The organism is Sabulibacter ruber (genome assembly GCF_017355955.1).
Taxonomy (GTDB): domain Bacteria; phylum Bacteroidota; class Bacteroidia; order Cytophagales; family Hymenobacteraceae; genus Nibribacter; species Nibribacter ruber_A.
On sequence record NZ_JAFFID010000001.1, the window covers coordinates 1,215,994 to 1,239,860 of the forward strand.

Annotated in this window: 12 protein-coding genes; 5 read left to right on the forward strand and 7 right to left on the reverse strand. The window is 54.5% G+C overall.

Annotation, left to right across the window (positions count from 1 at the left end; genetic code table 11):
* Positions 1–226 precede the first annotated feature (226 nt).
* The 5 genes from JT719_RS05040 to JT719_RS05060 all read left to right on the forward strand — a co-directional run bounded on the left by JT719_RS05040 (position 227) and on the right by JT719_RS05060 (position 3,773).
* On the forward strand, positions 227–502 hold the full coding sequence (locus JT719_RS05040) for a hypothetical protein (RefSeq protein WP_207431402.1): 276 nt from the start codon (positions 227–229) through the stop codon (positions 500–502).
* Positions 483–1,187 carry an Ig-like domain-containing protein gene (locus tag JT719_RS05045; RefSeq protein WP_207431403.1) on the forward strand — a complete coding sequence of 235 codons (705 nt, stop codon included), beginning with the start codon at positions 483–485 and terminating at the stop codon, positions 1,185–1,187. The genes JT719_RS05040 and JT719_RS05045 overlap by 20 nt, the downstream gene beginning before the upstream one ends.
* 98 nt (positions 1,188–1,285) lie before the next feature.
* The gene (locus JT719_RS05050) at positions 1,286–1,831 is read left to right on the forward strand and encodes a sigma-70 family RNA polymerase sigma factor (protein ID WP_207431404.1); all 546 of its coding nucleotides are present in this window, start codon (positions 1,286–1,288) and stop codon (positions 1,829–1,831) included.
* On the forward strand, positions 1,821–3,278 hold the full coding sequence (locus JT719_RS05055) for a hypothetical protein (RefSeq protein WP_207431405.1): 1,458 nt from the start codon (positions 1,821–1,823) through the stop codon (positions 3,276–3,278). The genes JT719_RS05050 and JT719_RS05055 overlap by 11 nt, the downstream gene beginning before the upstream one ends.
* A gap of 261 nt (positions 3,279–3,539) precedes the next feature.
* Positions 3,540–3,773, forward strand: a complete 234-nt coding sequence (locus JT719_RS05060) for a hypothetical protein (protein ID WP_207431406.1) — start codon at positions 3,540–3,542, stop codon at positions 3,771–3,773.
* Between the two features lie 174 nt (positions 3,774–3,947).
* Here the strand turns inward: JT719_RS05060 and JT719_RS05065 are convergent, their stop codons facing one another.
* The 7 genes from JT719_RS05065 to JT719_RS05095 all read right to left on the reverse strand — a co-directional run bounded on the left by JT719_RS05065 (position 3,948) and on the right by JT719_RS05095 (position 23,858).
* A complete protein-coding gene (locus tag JT719_RS05065) occupies positions 3,948–5,636 on the reverse strand; it encodes an amidohydrolase family protein (protein WP_207431407.1) in 1,689 nt (562 codons plus the stop codon).
* 6 nt (positions 5,637–5,642) lie between these two features.
* A complete protein-coding gene (locus JT719_RS05070; protein WP_207431408.1) occupies positions 5,643–8,453 on the reverse strand; it encodes a S8 family serine peptidase in 2,811 nt (936 codons plus the stop codon).
* 169 nt (positions 8,454–8,622) lie between these two features.
* Entirely contained in the window at positions 8,623–9,945 is a 1,323-nt protein-coding gene (locus JT719_RS05075) for an AAA family ATPase (RefSeq protein ID WP_207431409.1), read from the reverse strand.
* A gap of 59 nt (positions 9,946–10,004) precedes the next feature.
* Positions 10,005–15,002 carry an eCIS core domain-containing protein gene (locus tag JT719_RS05080; RefSeq protein ID WP_207431410.1) on the reverse strand — a complete coding sequence of 1,666 codons (4,998 nt, stop codon included), beginning with the start codon at positions 15,000–15,002 and terminating at the stop codon, positions 10,005–10,007.
* A gap of 15 nt (positions 15,003–15,017) precedes the next feature.
* Positions 15,018–16,310, reverse strand: coding sequence for a contractile injection system tape measure protein (locus tag JT719_RS05085; protein ID WP_207431411.1), 1,293 nt, complete (start codon positions 16,308–16,310; stop codon positions 15,018–15,020).
* 1 nt (position 16,311) lies between these two features.
* Entirely contained in the window at positions 16,312–20,208 is a 3,897-nt protein-coding gene (locus JT719_RS05090; RefSeq protein WP_207431412.1) for a carboxypeptidase-like regulatory domain-containing protein, read from the reverse strand.
* Between the two features lie 302 nt (positions 20,209–20,510).
* Positions 20,511–23,858, reverse strand: a complete 3,348-nt coding sequence (locus JT719_RS05095) for a hypothetical protein (protein WP_207431413.1) — start codon at positions 23,856–23,858, stop codon at positions 20,511–20,513.
* Positions 23,859–23,867: the final 9 nt, after the last annotated feature.

Consider the following 23,867-nt stretch of genomic DNA (forward strand, 5'->3'; position numbering starts at 1 on the left):
TATTTTTTCTGATTTCTTTTTACCAGGGGAAGTGCCTTGCCTGGAAAGCCTTCTGGCGGGCTGGCACATGAGCGGCAGATTGTAACTTTTTCATAGTGCATTGTTTGTTTGTTTTTGCACTAGACAGGCCAAGGGCCCTCCTACCCTACGCCTACCTTCCTAAATTTTTTTATGATCCAGAAGAAACAACCTAAAAATTAAGCGTTTCTGCCTGCTCTTTTACACCTTGCCAACCTGCCTGAATAGCTTCAAAAAAGCACGCCTGTTTCAGGCTCTGTTTCTGGAAAACAAGCCTGAAACAGGCGTTCAGCCCTTATTTAGGGGTTCTGGTGCTGAGGCGAAAGCTGGCTGGGGTGAGAAAGGAAATTGCAAGGGTTTCTGGCCGCTAAAAAAGGGCAGAAAAAAAGTAAAAATTATTTTTTGCCAGGCAACGCTTCCCGGCACGGCCCTGTCTTACCCTCAGAACCGCAAAACATTGCCTCATGAAAACGTATCCGGCTAAATTTCTATACCTGTTCATGCTGGGGGTAGCGCTACTCACCGGAAGCTGCGACCAGGAAGACGGTGATAAACTTCCCATCTCTTTTCAGGAGTTCAAGACCTTTCCTGACGAGATTTACACTTTAAAAAACGGTGGAACATGGGGGTATTTCACGCTCCAACCCCTGGTGAACGATAGCATTAAGACCGAAGTGACCATCACCTACGGCCAACCCGCGCACGGGCAACTTACTGCCGGGTGCAATGGGCAGCCAGAGATGTGCTACGTGTTCAAGCCAAATTACGTGGGCGATGACAGCCTCACCTATACCGTGTGCAGCGACAAGATCTGCAAAACCGAGAAGATCCTGATTCATGTCGAGGAACCCTTAACCGCCAGCGAGTGCATCTCTGAACTCAAACCCGATTCTCTGGAAACCACCATGAACACCCCCAAGGAAATCAAGATCTTCGCCAATGATATCCTGTTCTGCCCAGACGGCAGCTCGTACGGGCCCATTGTGGTGCAGCCGCAACATGGCAGCCTCCGGTACTATGACTACGGCGGCACTTCCTACAAAAGCGTTACCTTTATTTACACCCCCCACAGAAATTACGTGGGCGATGATTCTTTCACCTACCGCGCCGATATGGGTACCGGCTTCAATGAAGACATGGTGGTGAAAGTGAAAGTAAAAGCCAACTGATAGCCCCTGGTCAGAATTCAAATATTTCCTAAAACCAAGATTTTATAGAACCCATTAAATCAAAAGATTACATATCTCTCCCAACAAAAAGCAATTAGGTGGCTACAGAAGAAGAAATCATAGCGGGTTGTAAGCAGGAAAAAGCCGCTTTCCAGGAGAAGCTCTTTCAGCTTTACTCCCGGCGTATGATGGCAGTATGTGTGCGCTATACCAAATCCAGGTTTGAGGCTGAAGATATTTTCCAGGAAGCCTTTTTGAAGGTTTTCAAAAATATAAACGGCTATCACGGCGGCTCTTTTGAGGGATGGATGCGGCAGATCTTCATTAACACGGCCATTAACCACTACCACAAGAACAAGAAGTACCAGGAACAGCTTGACTACAGCACGGTAGAAGAGGTAGTGCCCAATGACGAGGACATCATCAGCACCTTATCGGGTCAGGAACTGATGGGGATCATCAACCAATTGCCCGAGGGTTACCGGCTGGTGTTTAACCTGTACATTGTGGAGGGCTTCAACCACCGTGAGATCGCCGATATGCTGCAGATTGCCGAAGGTACCTCCAAGTCACAGCTGGCCAAGGCGAAAAGTTATCTCAAGAAAATGCTCCAAAAACATTCAATCTCTGAAAATGCTGACTGATAAAGAACAAGAAGAGATAAGGCAGAAACTGCTGGGCCTGGAAGAAGAGCCCCCTCTTGATAGCTGGAGCAAGATATCGGCGCAGATCAGGCCTGCCAGGAAACGGCGTCCCTGGGGCTGGCTGTTTCTGGCTGCCCTGTTGTTGCTGGTGGTTCCAGGCGGGGTATACTATGTCATAAACCAGACTCCTGAAACTCAGTTCTCCGAGACCGGCTACAAAAGTCAGCCTGATGCAGGTGCAGAAACTCCTGGTTTGGATAAAAGACCAGCTCCCCTGGCTACTACCCCTACACCATCCCACCAAAAAGATACGGAGGTAGCCGCAGAGGAAAACAGCACCGCCAACATCAGCCAAGAGGTCCCTACTACTGAGTCTAACACCAAATCTCAACTCAACGAACCTGAGAAACCTGCAGGGATCCCAAACACCAGAAAGCCCGGGGCAATTGCTTTCCAAACCAGAAGTGGCAAAGGAAAAACGCCTGTACTGGTAAGCAGCAGAGATTCTGTAACGCAAGACAAACCCAACCAAGCCAAACCTACCAGCGAACGCTCTGCGGATAAGGTAACTACGATCTCTATTGATGCTCCGGTAACGGCGGTGCCAGCCAGAGATTCCGTTGAAAAACAAACTCAGCCCATATCTCCAGTAGACTCCGCTGCCACAACCCCTCAGGCGGCAAAAGACCAGGAGGAACTACCCGCCAAAGAGGCAACCGAGGAGAAGACCCAAAAGAAAACCGGAAAGCCCTGGTACCTGGGCGTGACGTTTGCACCGCGCTACGCTTTCCGCTCGGTTAAACCAGTGCAGGAAGATGACGTGTACATCAGCAAAATTACCAGCCGCAAAGGTCTGGACATGGACCGGATGGGGTATGAATTCGGGCTGAATTTCGGGAAACAGGTCAAAAAGAACCTGTATCTGGAAACCAGCCTTTCTTTGATGCTGCTCAGGGAGAACATTGCCTACACCTACTCCAATGGAGTCATTGACACGGTCCTGCAGCGCATGGGCAATGATGGTACCATTCAGTTAACCCCGGTGTACGCCATAGGCGAACGCCAGTTGAAGAGTTCCTATGCCTATGGCGGTTTACGGGTTGGCCTGAATTATTTCTTCCTGGAAAGACCCCGCAGCCGCTTCAACCTCACTCTGGCGGGCGGCATGAATTTACTGGTAAGAGGCCGTACCCAGGAATATCTGGATGGCGTCTGGACCGAGACCATCATCTTCCCCTCCAAGAACAACATTCTGGAGCAATCTAATTACAACTTCCTGATTGGCGGCGGCTACAACCTACGGGTGCGCAACTCCTTTGAACTGATGCTGATGCCTTCCCTCAATTACTTTCTGGGCTCTACGTTCAAGAAACGGGAGCCTATTGGGTTGAGGCCATATTCAGTAGGGTTCACTATCCAGGTGAGAAGGCATTTCAATAAATCCTGATTTTCGGCCACTCTTACGGAAACCAGCTTCAAAACACCACACCTATTATATATAGGTGTGGTGTTTTTCCTGGATTTAATTTACCGGCTTCAAGAAACTTCGTTATCTTCCGGAATCAGGGCATTTTAAGATTGAATACAACTTTCCTTCTGCGCACTACCAGCGCCCAGGCATCATGGGAAGTCAACTGGCTGCCAACTGTTCCCAGACTAGCTATCCTTGACACGGTCATAGTGACCGGGTGACCAATACGCAAAACGCATGAGTGCAGAACTGTTCCTTGAAACGCTAGGCGCTACCATCAACATCATTATAGGAATCTTCGGCTTACTGCTCCAACGCCAGGTACATACCTACTACCGCGACAAAGTAAAGACCGATCCCACCTTGGAGTTCTTTTGGAGATCTGCCCTGAAAAGCACTTGGCTGATTGCTATTTTCTTCACGTACGTGCTGCCAACTGGTGTCGTGAACATCATCAGCCTGAACATCTGACTCGCCATCATTTACCTGAACCCTGTGCGAGGTAGGCTAACTAGTTCTCAGGTCAAGTATTCCTTTCCAAACACCTGGTCTTGTATCCTGCTCAGGGTCTACTAGATTACACTAGGCCAAGAACTCTTATTTTCGCCCTGTTTTCCAGAAAAGCACCTAAAGACCGATCCGGTCCTAAACAGGCAAACCCGCACTTTTCCAGTTCAGCAAGTACCTGATTATAAACCGATGGCCGTTTTGGTATAAGAAAGCATCTATTACCTGCTCCAGAAAAGCGCGGTTCACGGTACCATCGGGGTTGTAGCGCAGAACTTTCAGGTGGGCATGGGGAAGCAGGTACTTATCGGCTTGGGGAAGGTAGGTCATCAATTGGCTTCGCAGCCTGCCCAACCGGGTCACATCCTCAAACCCGTTGATGGGATTGATCAGGCCGTCAAAATCAGACCCTATGCACAGATGGTCCCAGGGAGAAGTGCCTTCCAGCCAATTCTGGTTGGCGTAACCTACCCGGGCGGCGTGGACCAGGTGCAGACACAGCAACATGCTATGCCGCTCCTGCTTAGACGGGACCAAGCTCCGGCGGGCCTCCTCTTTTTCCTCCCCGGGCAATTTGCCGTCCCTGAACAGCCGTTCCCACTCTGGGTAAGCCACGTATTCTCCCTCATAATACCTGTCGCGCAGGCTGTCGGCCGCAGGGTTGGTGGCTCCCAGAATCCGTTGATCCAGGCTGAGCCCTATCATCCCACCCGACTGCATGATCTCAGCAATCTCTTCGTCAAACAGGTTAATGGTCCACGGATTGGCGAAGAGGCCCCGGTTTACCAGGTCATTGGTTCGGCCGATCCTGCGGTTTTCTGGTTCCACCTTGCTCACGGGAAGCCCCGAGGCCAACGCCGTGGAAGACCGGAACCGCTGCTGCTCCAGGTACTCAGCGGCCGAGGTAAACGTAAAGCCGGTATGGGAAGAAATGATCGGCAGTCTTTCCACCTCGGGGTGCTGCAGTATCAACTGCTCGCGGTATTGGTAAAAATCCAGCCGGGTGTACAGGCTCATGTGCTTCACGTCAATGAGCACGGGCTTGGTGGTATGCGTCAGGGCCTGGGCGATGACCTTTTTGCCTAGCTCAGTTAGCCCAAGCCCAAACTTCGGCATGAAATCTTCGCTTTTAAAAGCGATCTGAGCTATCCTGGTCATGCCCTGGGCAAAGCCTCCCAACGGCTGCTCCGGAATAAAGCTCAGGTGGCATAGGTTGATGCTGATGAAATCAATGTCTTCGCGGTCCTGGATTTCCAGAAGTTGCCGTTCCGGGTTGCGGGAAGGAATGCCTTTCCGGATGGGAGCATCAGACAGGTTGTGCCCGCCCTCTATGGAAAAAGCCAGCCACGTAATATTCTCCGCTCCTAACTCAGCCGCAATTTCCTGGCTTGATTTCCCTGCCCAATCAGACCTCTTCAGAAACCCAATCTGAAAGGAGTTCCGCAGTTCGGTTTCCTTCTGCAAGTGGAAGCCCACCTGGTCTTTGAATTGCTGGTAGTAAGAGGTTTTACCGGCTCTAACTTCTTCAAAAACAGAAGTCTTAAGCGGAAGAATAGAAGAAAAATCAAGCCCTACTACCTGCAGAATACGGTTGGCGAAGGCATGTTCCACGCTTAAAATACCCGTTACCCCTAAAGAAAGCAAGCTGCGCTTTACCTTGGAAGGAGAAGACTGGCTATCGAAAGGACCACCCAGCAAATCGTTCAGGAGATTGGCCACGCCGGAGGTTTTCAGGTCTTCGTCTAAAGCCAACACCCCTTTTTGCGCATCTACGCCAATGTAGTGCTTAAACAGCAGGTGGAAATGGAAATCAAACAGCTTCTCCATGGGGCTCTATTTTGCGGATGAGAAAACCAGTTCATGCAGGGTCTGGTAGCGCTCCAGCGCAGAGGCTTTAGCCGTGGACTCGTCTGATTCCAACGCCTGTTCCCCTGAGGGAAATAGAGTCTGCTCCAGATGGCTAGAGAACGGAGACAAAGCGGCTTCCCCGGCCATAAGTGCTTCCTGGTTTCCCAGGCGTAACCCAAAAATCAGCCCGTGCACCCGGTTCCAGTAGGTTTTGACCAGTTCCTGGTAGCCCTGCAAGGAGGCGAAAAAGGCATGTTCGTTCCAGTTATTATAGGCATACTCCAATTGCTCCGGCGGCAGCGGGGCAGTCTCCAACAGGGCTTCCATGTCCAGGATTCCGGCTCCGAATCCTTTTCTGGGCAACCGGTTTTGTTTTCGGGCCGAACGTTTCAGGGCCTGCCGAAAGGCTTCTACCCTTCTCCAACCGGCGTAGGCTGGGGCGCTGAGCGAGTCCTGGTAAGCGGCTAGCCAGTACGCGGCGGCGGCGGCCACATGCGGGGCAGCGTAACTGGTACCATTGCCGTAGGCGAATGCTTCCTGCCGCGGGTCTCCCAGTCTGGCTCCTTTCCAGATGGGCACGTAAACGTCCTCCCCCGGGGCGGTGATGTCTACCCGGTCTCCCCGGCTGGAGCCTGCCCAATCGCGGTCCAACGGGTTAGAGGCCGCCACCGAGATAGCTCCCGGGAAAACCGCCGGGGCTACCACGGCCTGCACCACGTTGCCCGCGGCGCAGCACCAGATCACGCCCTTGTCATAGGCTTTTTTCGCCATCTGGGCGGTGGCAATGGTGGGTGGCAAACCCATGCTCATGGTAATGATGTCAAACCCCTGGTGAAGTGCCCTGTCCAGGGCCGAAGCCAGCTGCTGCTGCCGGTCTAGGATAATGACTGAGTCGGCGATGCGGTAGGGCACCAGTTTGGAACCCGAGCGGGTTAGCAAACCCAGGTTGCCCTCCTGGGGAATCAAGGTGTTTTCCCGCCCAATCAACAGACTACCGGTACGGGTGCCGTGCCCGGGAAACTTGCCCAGACCCTGGGTGAGTTTATCCAGCGCATCGGTTTCCTGGTGGGCTTCCACAAAATTGACATCGTCATTCAAATCAAACCCACCGGCAACCTTCCTGTGGTTGGAATAACCCGTATCAAACTGCACTACCCTGATGCCTTTCTCCTGCGGCAACCGAACATTCTGCAGGTTGATAGCTCGGTCAAAACCCGTAGCCGCCCAGTTCCATTTCCGGTAAAACTCCGGCAGTTTGTCTTTCACGTAGGCACTTTTGCGGTTATCCTTCAGAAACTCCCGCTCGTCTTTCGCATCAGACTTGAGGTCTTTTAGCCCTGAGGACTCCAACAGTGTTTCATGCCCAGAAGCACTGGCCACCAGACCAGGATCTGCGTTCAACCGAAGTGAGGTATCCAGTTCAGCGGTGAGAATCTCAGGGATAGTTACTAATTGCTGCACCTCCTCCCGGGCATCGCCTTTGACTTGAACCCGAAACCGGAACAGCTCCACCTCTCCTTCTACCGCCGAAGCGGGCATAGCCAATTTCAGGTGCACCTCTTTGCCATACCGTTGGGTTAAGAACTTCTCTATTTGGGTAATTACCTCGGGCTTGTTCACGGCCGTGAGGAGGAAGTCCGTGCTTTCTTCTGCTGCAAAGACTTCATTGGAAGGTACCTCCTGACCTGAGGCAGCGGTGCTTACATCCAGATTAGCCTTATTCACTGTAGTTGGCGTGAGAGGCATGGGCAGATCCATAGGCCTAGCCAGTACCGGCGATTTTCTGATCTCCCTGGCTACGGAGCGGGTTTTGGTCAGCAGCGTTTCCCGGCCGTTTTCCATAGATGGGGGCAAAACCGCCTCTTCAATGGCTTTCACAATTCGGCTGATCTTGATTCCCTCGTTCCCGATCCAGGCAATTTCGCCATCGGGGGTGCTGGCCGTAGCCAGGGTGCCGGCTTTGGTCAGGACCCGGTTTCCGTCATCGGTGCGGGGCAGGCCGGAGTGGTGCAAGGCAATTACCTCGCAGGTGCCCAACCCTACCACCATTGAGCCCGATGAACCCGGCAACGTGTCTGATTCATACACCAGCCGCGTACCCGTTTCCGAGAAAAAGGCAATGTCTTTCAAGACAATTTTCTTAGGCAGACCGCGCGGGTGCTGGATGATCACGCAACCTTCGCCTTTGATAATTTTCCCGATGTTCCCGTCCAGGAAAACCGGCGGATACTTGAGCAAGTCCTCCCCCGCCTCGCCCACGCGTTCCACTCCAATAAGCGTAAAATCCAACCCGGAGTGGGGTTCTCCGGCCCGCTCGGTTAAGGTGGAGGAAAGGAAGAATTTATCGGGGTTCAGCCGAAAACAGGCCGAGTCTTTGGGCACCTGGTTTGAGTCCAGCTCATAATTGAACTCGGCCAGCATGTTGGATGCGGCCCCTGCGTCTTCAATCACGTGCTGGTTCGTAAGCAGGATGTCCTCGGCCACCAGGAACCCGGTGCCCACGGGATTGCCCCGCTGCAGAATCCGGCACACCGCCCGCGCCATCACTGATAGCTTGTCCAGCACGTACTTGTCCTGAAAGTTGGCGTGCTCCATCACCCGCTCCACTGCCTGCGGCATGGGTTCGCCTTCGCGCGCAATGCGGTACTGCACGCGGGTCAGGTCATCTTCCATGCTCACCAGCGGAATCCTGCCTTCCTTCACCATTGCCAGTTTGCGGGCCGAGGCCTCAAACTTTTGCTCTTTGTCGCCAAACCGGCGGGCCACTTGCTGAATTACTTCCCAATGGGTGATCATAGGTGTAACAAGGTTAGGCGTACAAGAAGCAGGGCATTTCAGGGGTTAGTTTGTAAAAAGCCCCGAAAAAGAAGGCCTGGGTTGGAGAGGGAGATCAAACCAGCTTTCTTAAATATACACCATATTTAGAATTATTCGAGCCTATTACTGGAAGAGTTCTGGTGTGGAGTTACCCCATTTTGCCTTCTTTTTCCAACTCTTTCTTGATGCCGCTTAAGAGGCACTCAGGAGTAAGGGTATTCTGTTTCTGGGCCAAAGCTTCTAGGCAAACCCGCTGTACCACGTTGATAATTCCGGCCCCAGTGAGTTCATACCGTTGTGCAATGCTTTCCAGTTCTACCTGCTTAGACAGTTTAAGTTGTTTAGGCAAGGATTTCCTCCAGAGGACCAACCGCTCTGCCGCCGAGGGTTTTGGGAAATGGATCACCGAATGGAAGCGCCGCAGAAAGGCCTCGTCCAGGTTGCTTTTCATGTTGGAGGCCAGGATCACCACGCCGGCGTACGTCTCAATGCGCTGTAACAGGTAGGAGACTTCCTGGTTGGCGTACTTGTCATGCGCGTCGCGCACGTTGGTGCGTTTGCCAAAGAGGGCATCGGCTTCGTCAAAGAACAGAATCCATTTTTTGTGCTGGGCTTTATCAAAGATGCGGGCCAGGTTTTTCTCCGTCTCGCCAATATACTTGGACACCATCTGCGATAGGTCTATCCGGAAGACGTCCAGCCCGGTATGTTTCCCCAGTAAGGTGGCGGTGAGCGTTTTGCCAGTGCCGGGCGGACCATAGAAGAGCGTGCGGTAACCGGGTTTGATCTTTTTGCGCATGCCCCAGGTGTACAGCAAAGTGTCATTGTGCTGCAGCCACGTTAGGATTTCCTGGATTTGGCAACGGGTATGGTCGTTCAGGATGAGGTCGGTCCAATCTTGCTCGGTGGTGAGGAGTTCGGCGGCAAACTCGGTGGAGAACCGGGGCGGAGAAACTTTGCCCAGGGTGAGTTGTTCCACCACTTCCTCGTCCAGCAGCAGGCGGCCGCTCATGGCCGGTTCGCCGGGTTTCACCGCCTCCAGCCTCAGAAAACCGTTCTGCCCCAGTGGCCCGGTATGGCTTAGGAGCTCCTGCACTTTCAGGCGTTTTTCCACGATTTCGCCGGCTAATACAAACAAGGCCGTTTCGCCGGTGGGCAGGATGCCGCGGTGGTTGGTGCCTTTCACGCCCCCAAACTCGGGGAAATCGCCACCGTCGGGCAGAAAATTCAGGATGATGTTGGTGTAGAACCCGGGGTTCAGGTGCGGTGCCAGAGCCAGCAGCACTATCAGGAGCTCCTCGTCTTTCGGGGCAATTTTCCTGAAAACACGCTGAAAATAATCGGCTTGCAACAGAGCCCGCAGTTGGGCTTTGTCATACAGGATTTCGCCGTTGACGCTGCCGGTGAAGTGGCGCAGCCGGTGATCAATGACCAGGGACGTGAAATCCAGGAGCTGTTGGTGAAATCCCACAGGTAGCGGTTGGTTTAGGTCACAGGTAAGAGAGAGTCTGTTTTGCGAAAAAGCAGCTTTTATTCCTGAGATTGCTGCATCACGTGGGTCAGTTCATGCACCAGCAGTTGGCGGCCGGAATCGGTTTGGGGAGCATATTGGCCCTGGTTGAAGTAAATGTCCTGCCCGTGGGTGAAAGCCAGGGCGTTCAGCTCCTCGGCCAGGGCGGCCGCCTCAGCATCGGTGTGGAGGCGCACCGCCGAAAAGTCAAACCGCATCTTTTGGTTCAGTTCCTGCAACAGAGCGGGCGGCAGGGCGAACCCTTTCTCTTTGGAGGCCAGCAGCTTTTGCTCCACCTCCGGCGAGGTCTCCTTCCCGTTTTCAGGCTCTTTTGCCTGAATCTGCCGCAAAACGGATTTCTCTTTCCGCCGAATGGTTTGCTTCTGCACGGGTTTCTCTTTTTCCTTCTCGGGCTGCTCCGCTTTCTGCACAGCCTCGGGTTTGGTTTTTTCCTGCAGCTTTTGCTCGTCCTCTTTGCCCTTGGTTTGCACGGTGTCTTCCTCCTGCTTGGTGCTTTCCGGCGGCATCTGGTTTTTCTTCTCTTCCTCGGCGGCTTTCCGCACTGTTTCCTTTTTCCGCTGGATGCCAGATTTGGTCACAAACGGATGCGCGCTGTCCTGAAGGGACTTTCCCTTGCCCCCGAAAAAGGGCTGCTGGTCTTTGAGGTTGGGCTTGGCCCGCCGCGAATAAACTCTCATATCGTCTGAAATGAAGGATGGGGCAATACGGCTCTGCACATTAGGCAAGCTTCCCGCGGAACCGCTTGGGAAACCAAAGGGAGATCCAGAACGAGTCGATATATCCCCTCCGAAGGAATCAGAAAAGACGTTATCTGCATCATCCGCCTCATCAAGCACCGGCATCAGTTCACGGCCTAGGTCCAAAGGCTCTTCCTCTGAACCAAGAATTTTCGCTTCACTAGCATCCCGGAGTGGAGGGATGAGCCAGGCAGTTTCGTGTACTTCAAGGTTAGAATAATCTTCCTCTAAACTAATGATTTCGGGGGATTGTTTTTGGGGTATTTTGGCGAAAATGGGCGTAAAATAGGCGCTTTCGCTTTCGGGTTCTTCATCTTTGGGTTTCTGTTTCCGGTAGAGGCTTTTGAGTTTGGTGTTCACCGGGGTTGAGGTTTGGTTCGGGGGAGGGGCGCTGCTGGTGGAGGCGTTGGAGGCGGGCAAACTCGCCTGGGCTTTTTTCTCCTGATCCTCCTTGGTCAGTTCGGCTTTGAACGCATCCACATCGGCTTGGGTGACATACTGATGCCACATGGTGAACAGATCCACGAACGAAAGCTTGTTGGCCAGCGGCGTTTGGAATCCCCGGATGGTGGCCTTCTCCCGCTCAAACTGCTCGTACTCCAGGGCCCGTGATTCCTCCTGAATGGTCTTCACCACAAACTCCTGCAACTCCGGCGCCTTATCGTACTTTTTCTTCATTTTGTTTGTGTACTGCGTGGGCGTCATTTCCTTCTGGGTCTCGGGGTTGCGAAGGTCGCTTTTGATGGTTTCCCTGATCTGCCGCTTTTTCTCCTCCAGCTTTTTCTCGGCTTCGCCGTTGAGGGCGCTGTTCAGGATTTCTTTCCCCTGATCGCCGGAGAAATCGGGTTTTTGCATGTTGAAGTCTTTTTCTTCGGGCAGAATGAGGGAGTTGTCTTCCTTGAACTTGATGGGGAAATCAAGTTTGAGGGTAAGGGCTCCCATATCTAATTGTTTCTCGGCCAGCACCCATTCATGGTAATATAGGTTCACAGTGGTGACCCATAGGTCCAGGTCCACGCTCACGCTGCCGGTGAGTCTGAAAATGGCTTTAGGGGTGACGTTCAGATACGCCCTGATTTCTTTGAACAGCAGCCCTTTTTCCATGCTCCAGCCCGCATCTACTGCCCCGCCGGCCTCGGCATCCAGGCCCAAGCCTGCCTGTCCGCCAATCTTCCCGCTGAGGGAGGCAATGAGCACTTCGGCCTTCAGGCCCGCGTTGATGGACATATACAACTCCGCACTTGCTTTAGAACCTATAGAACCTTTGATATCCAGAGAGACTTTCTCCAGCTCATTGATATTGGTTTCTTTGAAGCCCACCTTCAGCTCTTTCAAAACCAGCGGCTCCCAGTCAAATTTGAAGTGCACACCGCCGTCAATGAATGCCGATACGCTCATACCCGGAATGCCCACCAACGGAACCTTGATCTGCGGAAAGGTGAAAAGGTCCTTTTTGTAATGGTAGCCATCCCCAAAGGGTTTAAGGTCATTTACCACAATTTCACCAGCTACCAGAACTTGTTTTTCAGGGGTGAGGCGCACGCAAACGGTGCCGGTGATGTCCTTAAACAGTTTTACCTTGAGCTCGCCGTATCCAAATACCACCACCGCCCCCGCCTGATCTGGCTCCCCTTCCGGCTTCCCTTTCTCGTTGACGGTTTTGTTGGTGACACCTACTTCCAGAGTTCCGTCAAAGCGGCCTTTTGTGTAACCGACTTTGGTGCGCACATCAAAGACGCCGTCCACGTAAGAAATCTCCAACTTCGCGTTCAGGTTAGGTACATTGGGCAGGTCTGGCTCAGCCTTACCCGTTACCCCAAGTTTCAGGTCCTCGCCCTTTTTGGCCATCACCGTAACTTCCACGGAGCCGCTTTTGAGACCGGGCAGGGCTTTCAGGCTCACATTAGCCAGAAACTTGAACTCGCCGGTGTCATTAAATTGAGCCTTCAGCGTGACCGTGTCTACTCCGGGGACAGTCAGTTTGGCATCACCCTCCGCGGAGAACACCTCTTTAGTGTACGTCACCTTCAGGCCAGCGCTCTTGATACCTTTGACAGCATCGGGTTTTACCTCCAGGTCTCCGCCAATGCTCCAGTCGCCGTTGTCGTAGCTTATTTTTATGTCAGCTTTACTGAACCAGCGGGAATCAAAGCTGAAGGTGCCGTCAAAGCCCACGGTTTTGCCCACCTTGGCGAAAATGTCGCCCCGACCCAGATTCTCAATGCTGAAGCCCAGCCCGCCGGCCACGGATAAGCCGCTTTTGGTACTGGCCGCAAGTACAATGGAGCAGTAATCTATCTGAAAAGGTTTGGGGATATTTTTCGCTATTTTATCCAAGGGCACCTCAGCCCGCACTGTGAACTCATTATTTTCAAGTTCAAAGGAAATGTCCACCCCCTTCAAGACAGAAAGAGACGGATCTACTTTTCCTTTTACGCTGATATCCAGCCCATTGAATACCACGTCTTCCTCATTGATCACAATGGGGCTCATTTTATCAATAGTAAAGGCTTTCAGTACAGGCGCCAGCACGGCTTTGGGCCCCTGCCCCTTGATGATGTAGCGATCCTGCGCCTGCTCGTCTACCTCCACTTTCTGCTTTTGGAATTTCTCCACTTTCAGCAAGGGCTGGGCACCCGGAGTATTGTAAGTCAATTCCAGAGACTTGAGTTTTTTGTTCTTTTTATCATAATCCACCTCCAAAATGAAAGCACCTATCACTTTCTTGTTTGCGTCATAAGGAAGAATATAGGAGGCCCTTTTGTCACTGGTGGAAAGCAGGAAATGATTATCCGGGATTTTCTCTTCCTTGAGGGTAATGAATTTCTTGTCAAAGGGGTTTCCCTCGCCTGCTTCGGTAGACAGCTCCTTGTCATAGTAATAGTTCTCAAAATTGAGGTTCTTCCCGCTCAGGTCGAAACTATCGATAAAAGTGTCATACTTGTTTTTGACGTTGGCGCCACTGGTGGGTACCCGAAGGAATTTTAGGCTGTACTTGCCCGCAATTTCAGTCAGGTCTGCCTCCAAAGCGGTGCGCACCACCGTTCCCAGTTTTCGGTTCACTTTGCGGTCCAGCAGAATGAGGTTGTCTATGCGGTCGGCTTCCTTTCCCAGGAGTTGCCAATCTATCATGTGCTCAATGTCATACAGGGTGGGCTTGCCTTTGTAATCCCAGAAGGGAATGAGCACTTCGTTCACAATCTGCTCCAGCGTGCCCACCACACCTTTCTGCTTGCTCTGGCTCAGGGTGAGCTTGAGTAGTTTGTCTTCTTCCCCCTCTTTGGCCCCCGCTAATTTCTTCAGTTTTGCCTCCACCCCGGCTTTGACATTCTTCTTCCAAACCGCGGCCTGGCTGGTGCTCCTTTCTCCCTTCGGAATTTGGATGCGTTCATAGTCCTTGAGCCAGGCGGCCTCCTGCTGGGTGATGTAGTATTTCTCGGTTTTCAGTTTTTTGATGTGGAATTCAATTTTGTTTTTGGGCCCTTTCTTAATGTAGCCCTGCTTGGGTTTCACCTCATCCAATTCCTCCTGAGTAGCCTCCCCTAAGGATTTCTTTTTATCCGGGTCATTGGCTTTCTGTACCATAGATTTTCGGTGAATGCCCCCACCGGTTTGCTGCACGGTGTGGGTGAGTTCGTGGGCGAGCAGTTTTTTGCCGGCCTGCGTTTCGGGGGCGTATTTCCCGGAATTGAAGTAAATGTCCTGCCCGTGCGTGAAGGCCTGGGCACCTAGATCCTGGCTCATCTGCGCGGCCTCGGCCCCGGTGTGCGTGCGTACCCCGGAGAAATCCGCTCCGAAGCCTTCTTCCATTTCCTGCCGGGTTTTGGTGGGCAGCGGAGCACCCAAACCCTTGGAACTGTGTAGTTGCCCTTCCACCGCGGGAGTCACGGTGGCAGGTTCTCCGGAAAAAGGGCTTTCCTTCCGGCTGATTTCCGGTTGGGGTTCCGCCTGATGTTTGATTTCCTCACCGTCCTGGTTCACCCGATGGGGAACCGGGGAAATGCCTTGCGCGAGCGGTTTGGTCTGGAGTTTCTCCTGCTCCTGTTTTTCCGCTGATCCGGCCGGGGTTTCCTGCAACACCTTCTCGGCCATGGCATCGGCTTCCTGCTCGTAGCGGTCGCCGGGCTGGCCCACCTCAATGCTGCGCTGCACCCCAGAGGCTGCGAAGAAGCTGTCCTCTCCTCTCTTACTGAAGAAAGGCGATTGCTGGCTCCGTTGCAGCAGCGCGGACGAGGAAGATTTCTCAGAACCCGTTTTCATGCCGTTTTTTAAAAACTAAGCCCAATCCACCCAAAGGATTTGGGACATCCAGGGAAGTTTGATAAGCGAGTAACTCCAGGGCAGCGAACTAAGCAGCATGTCGTAGCTTTTCTGCTCCACCTGGAGAAGCCAGTCGCCGTCGGGTTTGCGAGAGAGTCGCCCGGACCGCTGCAGGAACCCTTCGCGCAGCCCGGCGGGACTGGTGTTCTTCAGCACGACCCAGTACCGGATCACCGCCTCCAGTACGTTTTGGGCCTCTTTTTCGCATACCGGGGGCAAAACCACTTCGGCGGGCACCGGGGTATCCAACGGAATTCCGCACAGCAGTTTGTTGAGCAACAACTCCGGCTCGGGGGTCCGGTTCTGCCCCGTCACCAGGAACTGCAGCCAATGCACCGCGTCCAACGGCTTGGTTACAAGGTGGTTCTGCACCAAGCCTCCGGTGTGCAGGTACGTCTCCAGAAACGGTGCGAGCAGCACCAATCCCGCATTCTGTAGGTAGAGCCCTTCTTTTTCGTCCGTTTTTGAGGGACTGGTGGAAGAATCCTCCTGAGGCGTTGGCTCTCCTGATTTAGCCGCTTTGGATTTGGGAGGCAGAACTAACTCAGCTTTTTCCCAAGCCGCTTGTACCGGCGGAGGAAGCGAGGAAACGACCTGCCCTAAATTCTGAGAAAGTCCAGATTCTTCTTCACAGCTCCGAAGTACCGCCTGCAGAAACTCCTTCGGAAACTGATACGCCAATCGCACTACCGCTCCCTTCGTTTGGAGAAGCGGCGCCAGCGATTTCCGAAGAAGTGGCCCGGATTCTGTCTGCAGCAGGTGTTGCGTTTTAGCAGTGAATTCCTCAAAATGGCCCGAAAACGACCACCACGGCAAATACCCTTTCCGCAGGAAAAACACGAATGCTTCCCAAAGCAACTCTTCCTCAGAAATTTTAGTAAGCGGTGTTGGTTCTTCGTCGATCTGCGGTTTTCCAGAAGTAGAAAAGTTTGTTTCTTCCAACGTTAACGTCAGCCCTTTTCCTTTCTTCAGTTCCGAATCAGACAACACTTTTTCCAGCGATTGAAGCACCTGCTCTACCAACTGGTCCTCCAAGGCGGAAATGCTGGGGATTTGCACCGTGACGGAAATTTGGTCCAGGCGCAGAATCTGGTTTGGGCCCGAGAGCTGGTCAAACTGCTTGCTCAAGGCCGGATTCAGGTGTTCCTGCACAAGCCGGCTCACCCGCTGCTGGAGGTCCAGGGCGGGTTCCAGGGAGGGGAGCTCCACCTCCACGGTCTGCTTCCGGATCAGGTGCGTGCCCATCATCTTACCCGTTCAGCAAAGACCCTTCCTTCACCACGTAGCAGTCTCCGCGCACGCCCAGGAACCATACCGGACTTTCATCGGTGTGGGTGGTGAACCGGCCGCTGGGATCCTGTGAGAAAAGTGGCGTGCCGCTCCCGAAGAGCCACAGCACCTGCTCAAAATCTTCCTGCGTTTCCACCTTGTAGACAATACCGTCCGCCTGCCGTTCCACCACCAGGTTCACCGCGTCTCCAGGGATTTCCTGCTCGCAGAGGACCTTGTGGGTGTGGCGGCATTTGTTTATTTCCTCGCAGCCAAACTTCTTGCCCGTGGCCGGGGCATTCCTTCTGAGATCGCTGATCTGCCACTCCTGATCATTGTAGCGGGTTTCCAGCGAGAAGGCGTCGCCGCCCAACCTCAGGGTTTGCTTGGTGGTGAGTTCAAAGGTGTGGCAGACGTAGTGCTCCACGCCCAGCACGCGCTCATCGGGCTTGTAGCGCAGGATAAAGGTCTCGGCGTTGCCGATTTTCTGGGCCATCTGGTCGTTCAGCACGTCCACCAGTTTCTGCACGCGTTCTTGGAATTCCTCCTGTGGAACCTGGTTGAAGATCTCCCTCAGAATGCTGGCGAAGTCTACCTCATGGGTTTGGTTGTTCTCAGTGTCCACCACTTTCAACAGCCCTGCCGAGGCCTCTATGGAGAGCACCTGACCGCGGGCCGGCATGGGGAACCACAGCGGATACCAACACAATTCGGCTTTGCCGTCGCAGGGCAGGTCACAAGGTTCCTCGGCGGGCAGACACTGGTGGGCATTCACCTGCACGTTCAGCGCCTGGCCGCTCGCATCTTTCACCTCCAGGTCTTTTCCCTGGCCGCTAGGGACTGTCTCCACGTGCTCCGTTCCCGTCACTGGCTGACCGTTGACGGTGTATGGGGTCTGCCCGCCCGAAATGGTGAGTATCACGGAGAACTGCTGGCCACTTTCATTGCACTCCGGTTCGCTCACCTCCACGCGCAGGCGTTCTACTTCAGGCTCGCATGCATGGGCGGGAATCTGCACCGCTTTTTCCTGACCGGCACTGTCGCGCACGGTAACCGTTTTGCCCTCGCCGCTGGGAATCTGCACCGGATACGGCATGGGGTTAGCGGGTTTGTCATCTACTTTGTAAGGCGCGGTGCCGCCGCTGATCTGCAGGGTCACCGTAAAGAACCGGCCGGTATGGTCACACTCGGGTTCAGACACGTCTACTGAAAGATCAGCTGGTTCTTCCTGCGGCGGCGCCTCCAGGGTAAACTGCACCGGCGGACAGTCTGAGCAGCAGAGATACGGCAGGTAAAAATCCACGAACACGTGCCCCAACGGAACCTCGGCGGTTTCTTCTGGGTCAGGCTCCTCCCCTAAGATCACCAGCAAAGGCATATCTGGCTCTTTCACCACAATCTCCCGGGTGGGAAATCCCGCAAAACTGACGGTGAGCGTAGTGGGCAGCATCTGGGCGTACAACAGAAAGTGCCCCCTGGCGTTGGAGGTGGCCCCGAAGGTGGTATCCTTCACCAGCGCCGTTGCCCCGGACAGCGGATTTTGGTTTGCATCCACCACCTGGCCGCGCACCAGGAAACGGCCCTGCCTTGGTTTAGGCTCCTCTTCCCCATCTTCGCCGGCGTAAACCAGAATAAAGGTGCCGCCCACAGGTACGCCCGCTTTATGGTTGATGCCCGGGTGCTTCCTGATGTAATTGCCATACAGGAGCTGCTTCTGAATTTCCTCCAGACGTTTGCGGTACGTTTCCAGCAGGGCACTGAACGCCTCTTTCTTGCAGGCGCTGAAGAGCACATCCAGGTGGTCAATGATGTCTTCCAGTTCCCACAGGTTCTCTTGATTTCGGCTTGCGGGCTGGGCCAGCATTTCTTTCAGTTGCCGGATGAGCGAAGACACGTAGGCCACCAGGTTCTGGTTCAGCTTCTGGAACGCCTTCAGGTTGAACTGTAGGAGGTTGGGCGCTAGCTCCAGAAACTCGGCCATTTCCGCCAGGTACTGGATCAGAAGCAACACGGCCTGCACCTTGGGTTCCTGCCCCAGCGCCAGCACCCGGCTGTAGGTGGCAGCCGGGTTGTTCACCAGAAAAGCATGCTCGTACAAAGCCCCCAGCGAGTTTTCGTCATACAGCAGGCCATTGGCTCTGTTGCCAAAAAAGGACAACTTGGAGTTCAGTAAGGTGGAGACTACCGCGGCTGGGCGGGTGCCGGTGACATCGGTCACGGTGGAAACGGTGCGCTTATCAGGCCGGAGCTTGTAGAAATAGGCGACTTCCCGTTGCAGCAGGCAGCGCAGTTCTTCCCGCAGGGTCAGGTAAAGGGCTTCCAGATCCTGGTAGGAACAGGCGTGGGTGCGCCAATCCTGCACGTTTTTGTGATTTCGGCCCGTTTTCAGGACCAGCACGTCAAAGGGCAGCCGATACCGGTGGCGAAGCTGAAGCACCCGACCCAAAGCATAGAGCCAGGGCTGGCCCACGTGCCCCTCTACCCGGAAGAAATTGTATGGTTCCAGATCATACTCCAGCGGATTCAGCACAAAATCCTCCACCGGGGTGGGGTAACTGGCGGCATGGTACGACAGGTTGTGTTTGGCTTTGTTCTGGCGCGTCTTCTGCGGGCTCCAAAGCTGGTACAGCGGCGGGTTTCCGTCCAGAACCTTGAAGTAAAAAGGAATGGCTTTCTGCGAGAGATCGGTTTTGCCTAGAAAGCTGGGCGTGATCCGGATGCCCGTTCCGCGTCTTTCCCTGGCGGCGAACGGCACGCTGAAAGTTTCCACCATTCGGATCAGGCGTTGGAACAACTGCCGCAGCTCGGTGCCCAGGTGCTGCTGGTGGCTGAATATCGGCGAGGGAATGAAGTAGTGCCGATACTGGCTGTAGGTCTGGGTGGTGTCTTCGGTGGCGAGGCCCAGGAACAGGTGGCGGGGAAACAAGTCCTCCTCCGGACAGCAGATACTGGTGATGTCCAGCCCTCGGGTTCTGATCTCGTTGTAGGCCTCCAGTAAATCCGAGAAGAAATCATAATAATAGGAATAGAGCAGCGGATTGGTGAGCGAAAGCTTGTCCCCGGCGTAGGTGTAGGAGTTCCCCAACTGCTGCAAGGCCGTATCCGAAACCCCTGACAAAAGCGGCTGGTACAACGAGTAAGCTTTGAGCAGCAGCTCCTTGATCCGCTCCACGGTGGCTTTGGTGAGCAGATCCCGGAAACGGTCGATGACTTCCTGCGTGGTGAAAATACCCGGGTTCTGGACCGGTACGTCAAAACGCTTGAGCTTGAACTCCGCCAGGAGGTCTTGCGCCTGCTGCAAGTTCTGCAACTGCTCCAGACTGGGTCCATTGGCCTGCTCTGCTTCCCTCAAAAGATCGGCGTTGGATTTATCCAGCAACAGGTAGCGGTAGGTTACCTCAATCACCGAGCCGCGGTCATCGCAGGAATAGGGAGAGCAGTTTTTGAGGTTCTCTTCCTGCAATTCCACGAAAATGACCACCACTTTGTCGCGCAGGAAAGCCGCCGAGAGGTCCTGGGTCCCGCCCGAGGGCAACAATTCCCACAGCGGAAACGGCTGGCGAGGCACGGCGCTGGTGTAGAACGGCGGATAGTCCAGCTGCTCAGGTAGTTCATAGGGTTGGGACCGCTTCAGAACAACCTCGGGCAAGGCGACCAGGTACCCCGCCGAGGTCACCCCGCAGCCCTGGGGAATGGTGATCTGGGTGAGCGCCTCGTTGGGTTTCACCTCCAGCCCGCACACCACGCCTATCCCGATCAGGTTCGTTCGGGTGAGCCGATTTTGCTCATCCAGGTAGTGGAACAAGTCGTTCAGGTGGTCTTTTTTCAGCACCTGGTTGGCGACAAACTGCGGATAGGTGAGTTGGGTGGGTTCCATGGCAATGGGTATTAAAAAAATGTCCTCCGCGACGGCGGGTATTTCTCATGTCCGATGTAGCTTCAAAGCCTCCGTTCCTGCTTTTCCTGTTTTTTCCATTTATCCTTCCGGTTCGTTCCCTGGAGCCTTCTTTTGGTCTGTTTCTGTTTCAAGCCCTTTTACAGGAAAACAGCCCCCAAACAAACCTCCCCACCTTTCGATTTTGATCTATTCCCGAAGCTCTCCGCTCAAACCTGATCTTTGTGCTCATTCTGTTTTAAGGCCGATTTCCCTGAAACCGCCCCGAAACAGACTTAAAACTCTTAACCCAGAAAGGTGGCATCCAGCCGAACGGGATTGTCATCATTTCCGTCTTCGCAATCGTGGAGGGTGGCGGGTGGGTAGATGCTCTTCAGTTCCCCCAACTGGCGCACCAGCCGGGCGTGGGTCTGCAGGAAGTTCAGCTTGTTGCGGTAGTAGTCCACCAGCAGGTGCTTCAGTTTGGTGAAGAAGGTGCCGGGCAAGGCGGGGCAGATTTCAGGCTTGTTTGTGGACGAAAGGGTGAACAGGTCAGCGATCTGCTTGCGCCAATCAGCGGCTTTGAGCACGGTATTTTGGTTTTCCTCTACTTCGAGCCAGACGCGCAGGGCATCGCCGTAGGCGGAGGCTAAGGCCACGGCACAGTGACAGAGGGTCTCGGGCTTCTGCTTTTCGCCTGTTTCCAGGAAATGAGTCGTTAAAAGGGCTTCCACCTGTTTCTCCAAGGCAGGTTCGTTGGGGTCCAGCAGCAGGAACTCGGCGCCCCAAGCGGCCCAGTTTTTCCGGAACAGGTTGAACTTAAAACAGCTTTCCTTGCCTAGGAAATAGGTGGCCAACGTGGTCTTCAGCGCCTGCGCGAAGGTGTCTTTCAGCTCCGGTTCCAGCTCCTTGTCAGGGCCGTGGGTGGGCAGCAATTCGTCAAACAGCCGTTCCAGCACCTCCATCGTCAGGGGTTGGTAATTACCGATGACGTATTCCTGCCGGAAGGCTTCGTTGTAGGCCTCCAGCCACGCTTCGGCGTAGCGGCAAAGCGGCAGTTCCAATTCCTCCAATTTAGAAGGATCGGTCAGGTGATCTTCCAGGCTGCGGCGCAATTGGCAGAGGATGGCTTCGTCGCCCTCGCCCCGGCACACCTCGTTGCCCACCCAGCAGATCTTGAGCATCAGGTGGGCCGGGGTTTCCAGTTGGATCTGCCGCTCGGCGAACCTCCGGAAATCCAGGTGCCGGAACAGTGGCAGCCAGCCCGGCATCACTAGCGTGAGTTGGAACGAATAGGGGTCTTCTTCGCCGCAGGTAACGCAGTTAGGGTCCAGGCAGACGGGCAGCAGCACCTGCCCATAGTGGCGCGGCCGCAGCAGCAGATGCTCCACCACAAACAGCACGGTGTCTTCGGGCAGGCCCAACAGGAGCACCAACCGCTGTGCCAGGCCCGAGGCATTGTCAGCGGCTCCCAAGCCCGGCGGATTGTAGTAGTCACTGGCGCGGGCCCGGTTGGCGCTGATTTGGGGCAGTTTTTGCAAAAACAAGGCTTTAACGGAGAGCAGTTTTTCCTGCACCTGCCGCTCCCAGGCCATGGGTCCGCCGCCATTCCCGCTGTTGGTGTCAAAGGTGTAAAGCAAGAGGGCATACTCAGAGAACTGCTCCCCGAAACGGGCCAGTTGGTGGCTGAGGAACCGGTTTCTGCGGCGCAGGCCCTCCTCCTCGGTCTCAGATAGTTGGTTCAATCGGTTTAGGTCCAGTCCTTCGTACAAACCCTCGCCTCCTTCTATGTTCTGGATGACAGAATTGTCCAGGAACCGGCTGAAGTAGCTCCGTTTCTGGGTGGGGTCCAGGCTGAAAAGTCGGTAGCTGTTGGCCAGTTGGGCCAGATAGTTCACCAGCAGTTGCTCAAAAAACAACAGGTACGCTTTGAGCTGCTTGGCCTGGGCCTTCCGCAAAGGAGTCGCTTGCTCAGGTAGGCCCTCGTAACCAATGCCGTAGGCCAGCGGAAACGAGTACTGTACCGGGAAATAGTCCTGCAAATCGTGGAAGGTGCCGGTGGGTACGGGAAGGTCCAGGGGGCCGTGGTTCCATTTTTCAGTGTCTGCGGTACTGCGCAACTGCTGCAGGGTGGCCCAGACCTCCTGCCAGTTGGCGGGCAGGAACGGGAGTTCGTTTTTGAAGAACAGGATTTTGGATTGCTCCAGGTACAGCCGCGGCTGGTGCCGGAACGTCAAAGCCAGCTTCCAGGGCTCGCTGGGCATCACGGCCCGGCCCTGCGCGTCGTAGCGGGCCAGCACCAGGTTGCGGATGGCCACCACGCCCTCGATCTCCATCAGGCGGTTGATGATGTCTGAGGTGTCCAGGTTTTTCCGGAGCTGGGCCGCCGCTACTTCCTTGGTTTTGAGAAAGCCGTGCTGCAGCGTGGGACCGTTGAAGATCTCCTCCACGCGCATACCTTTGTCCAGTAGTTCCTGCAAGCCATAGAACCGGAGCGCCGGGTTGAAATACTGCTCTATCTCGAAATAGATGGAGGCCAGCACCTTCTCGATATCGGCTTCGGGCGTGAGTTCTACATCGGCGCAGACGGCAATGTCCTCTACCGCCACCGTGGTCACGCGGCAAAAATCCTCCGAGAGGTTGCGTTGGGCGTGCAGTGTGGCTTTGGCTTCCTGAATCAGGTTTTGGAGTCGAGCCAGTTTGCGGTGGTAGTTGCGCAGCAGGCTGTTTTGGGCCGTATTTTCGAATTCTGCCCTGAAATCAGCCACCGAAAAACTCCGGCGCGGATCTTCCCTGTCGGGGAAAACGGTGAACGGCACGTTCTCCAGGACCAGCGTTTCCTCATTGGCGGGCACGTCCTGATCGGGTAAGAAACGGACTGCCAGGGAAACCAGCAGCGGCAGGCGCAGATCGCGGGCAGAAACGGTGCCGCCCAACAAGTCTGTATCGGGCGCAGTCATTTTCGCAATTTTGGTCACCGTGACGCCGTTCTCCACCAGGGCGCTTTTCTCGGCCAGGAAATTCCTGTAGCGCGGATATTCTTCTAAGACCTGCGCCCAGGCCGGAAACCGCACCTCCAGCAGCGTGGTCACAAACCGGCTTTGCGAAGCCAGGAACACTGAGAATGTTTGCTTCAGTTTGCCGTTGTTGAAATCGCCTAGTTGGGCGTCTTCCTCCATTTCCAGCAGCACGTCATACGTTCCCTTCGGAACCACCGGTTGGTCGGTGGCCGCGTAGGTGAGCGTGCCGACCTTACAGTTGGCGTACACCGGCACCTCGCAGGGACACTCTTTGCAGAACAACCAGGCATTGCGCACGTCGGGCAAATCAATGAGCACTTTCCGGTAATCCTTCACGGTCCAGGGACTGTTAGTCAGGATCTCGGCGGCGGTGAAAAAAGCCTGATCGTGGCCGCCGGTGGCCAGCGGCTCGGCCAGCAGGTCTTTGATATCAAAACTGGTGCGGTAGCCCAGGTCCGTTTTGGCGTAGCAGACCAGTTCCAGGATGGTGATGCCGGGGTCATGAATATTGTAATCTGTCCAGTGCTGGCTTCCCAATCGCTCAATAAACTCCAGCCCTTTCTGCCGCAGGAAGTAATAATCTTCGCTGGGAAGCAGTTGGGGGTTTTGCGGTATGGTGATGGGCTCTTGCATCCTGCGGGT

Bases quoted from the DNA above. Each gene is read 5' to 3' on its own strand.
- JT719_RS05080 (WP_207431410.1), bottom strand. From the start codon at position 15,002: ATGAAAACGGGTTCTGAGAAATCTTCCTCGTCCGCGCTGCTGCAACGG.
- JT719_RS05065 (WP_207431407.1), bottom strand. From the start codon at position 5,636: ATGGAGAAGCTGTTTGATTTCCATTTCCACCTGCTGTTTAAGCACTAC.
- JT719_RS05045 (WP_207431403.1), top strand. From the start codon at position 483: ATGAAAACGTATCCGGCTAAATTTCTATACCTGTTCATGCTGGGGGTA.
- JT719_RS05060 (WP_207431406.1), top strand. From the start codon at position 3,540: ATGAGTGCAGAACTGTTCCTTGAAACGCTAGGCGCTACCATCAACATC.
- JT719_RS05095 (WP_207431413.1), bottom strand. From the start codon at position 23,858: ATGCAAGAGCCCATCACCATACCGCAAAACCCCCAACTGCTTCCCAGC.
- JT719_RS05090 (WP_207431412.1), bottom strand. From the start codon at position 20,208: ATGGAACCCACCCAACTCACCTATCCGCAGTTTGTCGCCAACCAGGTG.
- JT719_RS05070 (WP_207431408.1), bottom strand. From the start codon at position 8,453: ATGATCACCCATTGGGAAGTAATTCAGCAAGTGGCCCGCCGGTTTGGC.
- JT719_RS05085 (WP_207431411.1), bottom strand. From the start codon at position 16,310: ATGATGGGCACGCACCTGATCCGGAAGCAGACCGTGGAGGTGGAGCTC.
- JT719_RS05055 (WP_207431405.1), top strand. From the start codon at position 1,821: ATGCTGACTGATAAAGAACAAGAAGAGATAAGGCAGAAACTGCTGGGC.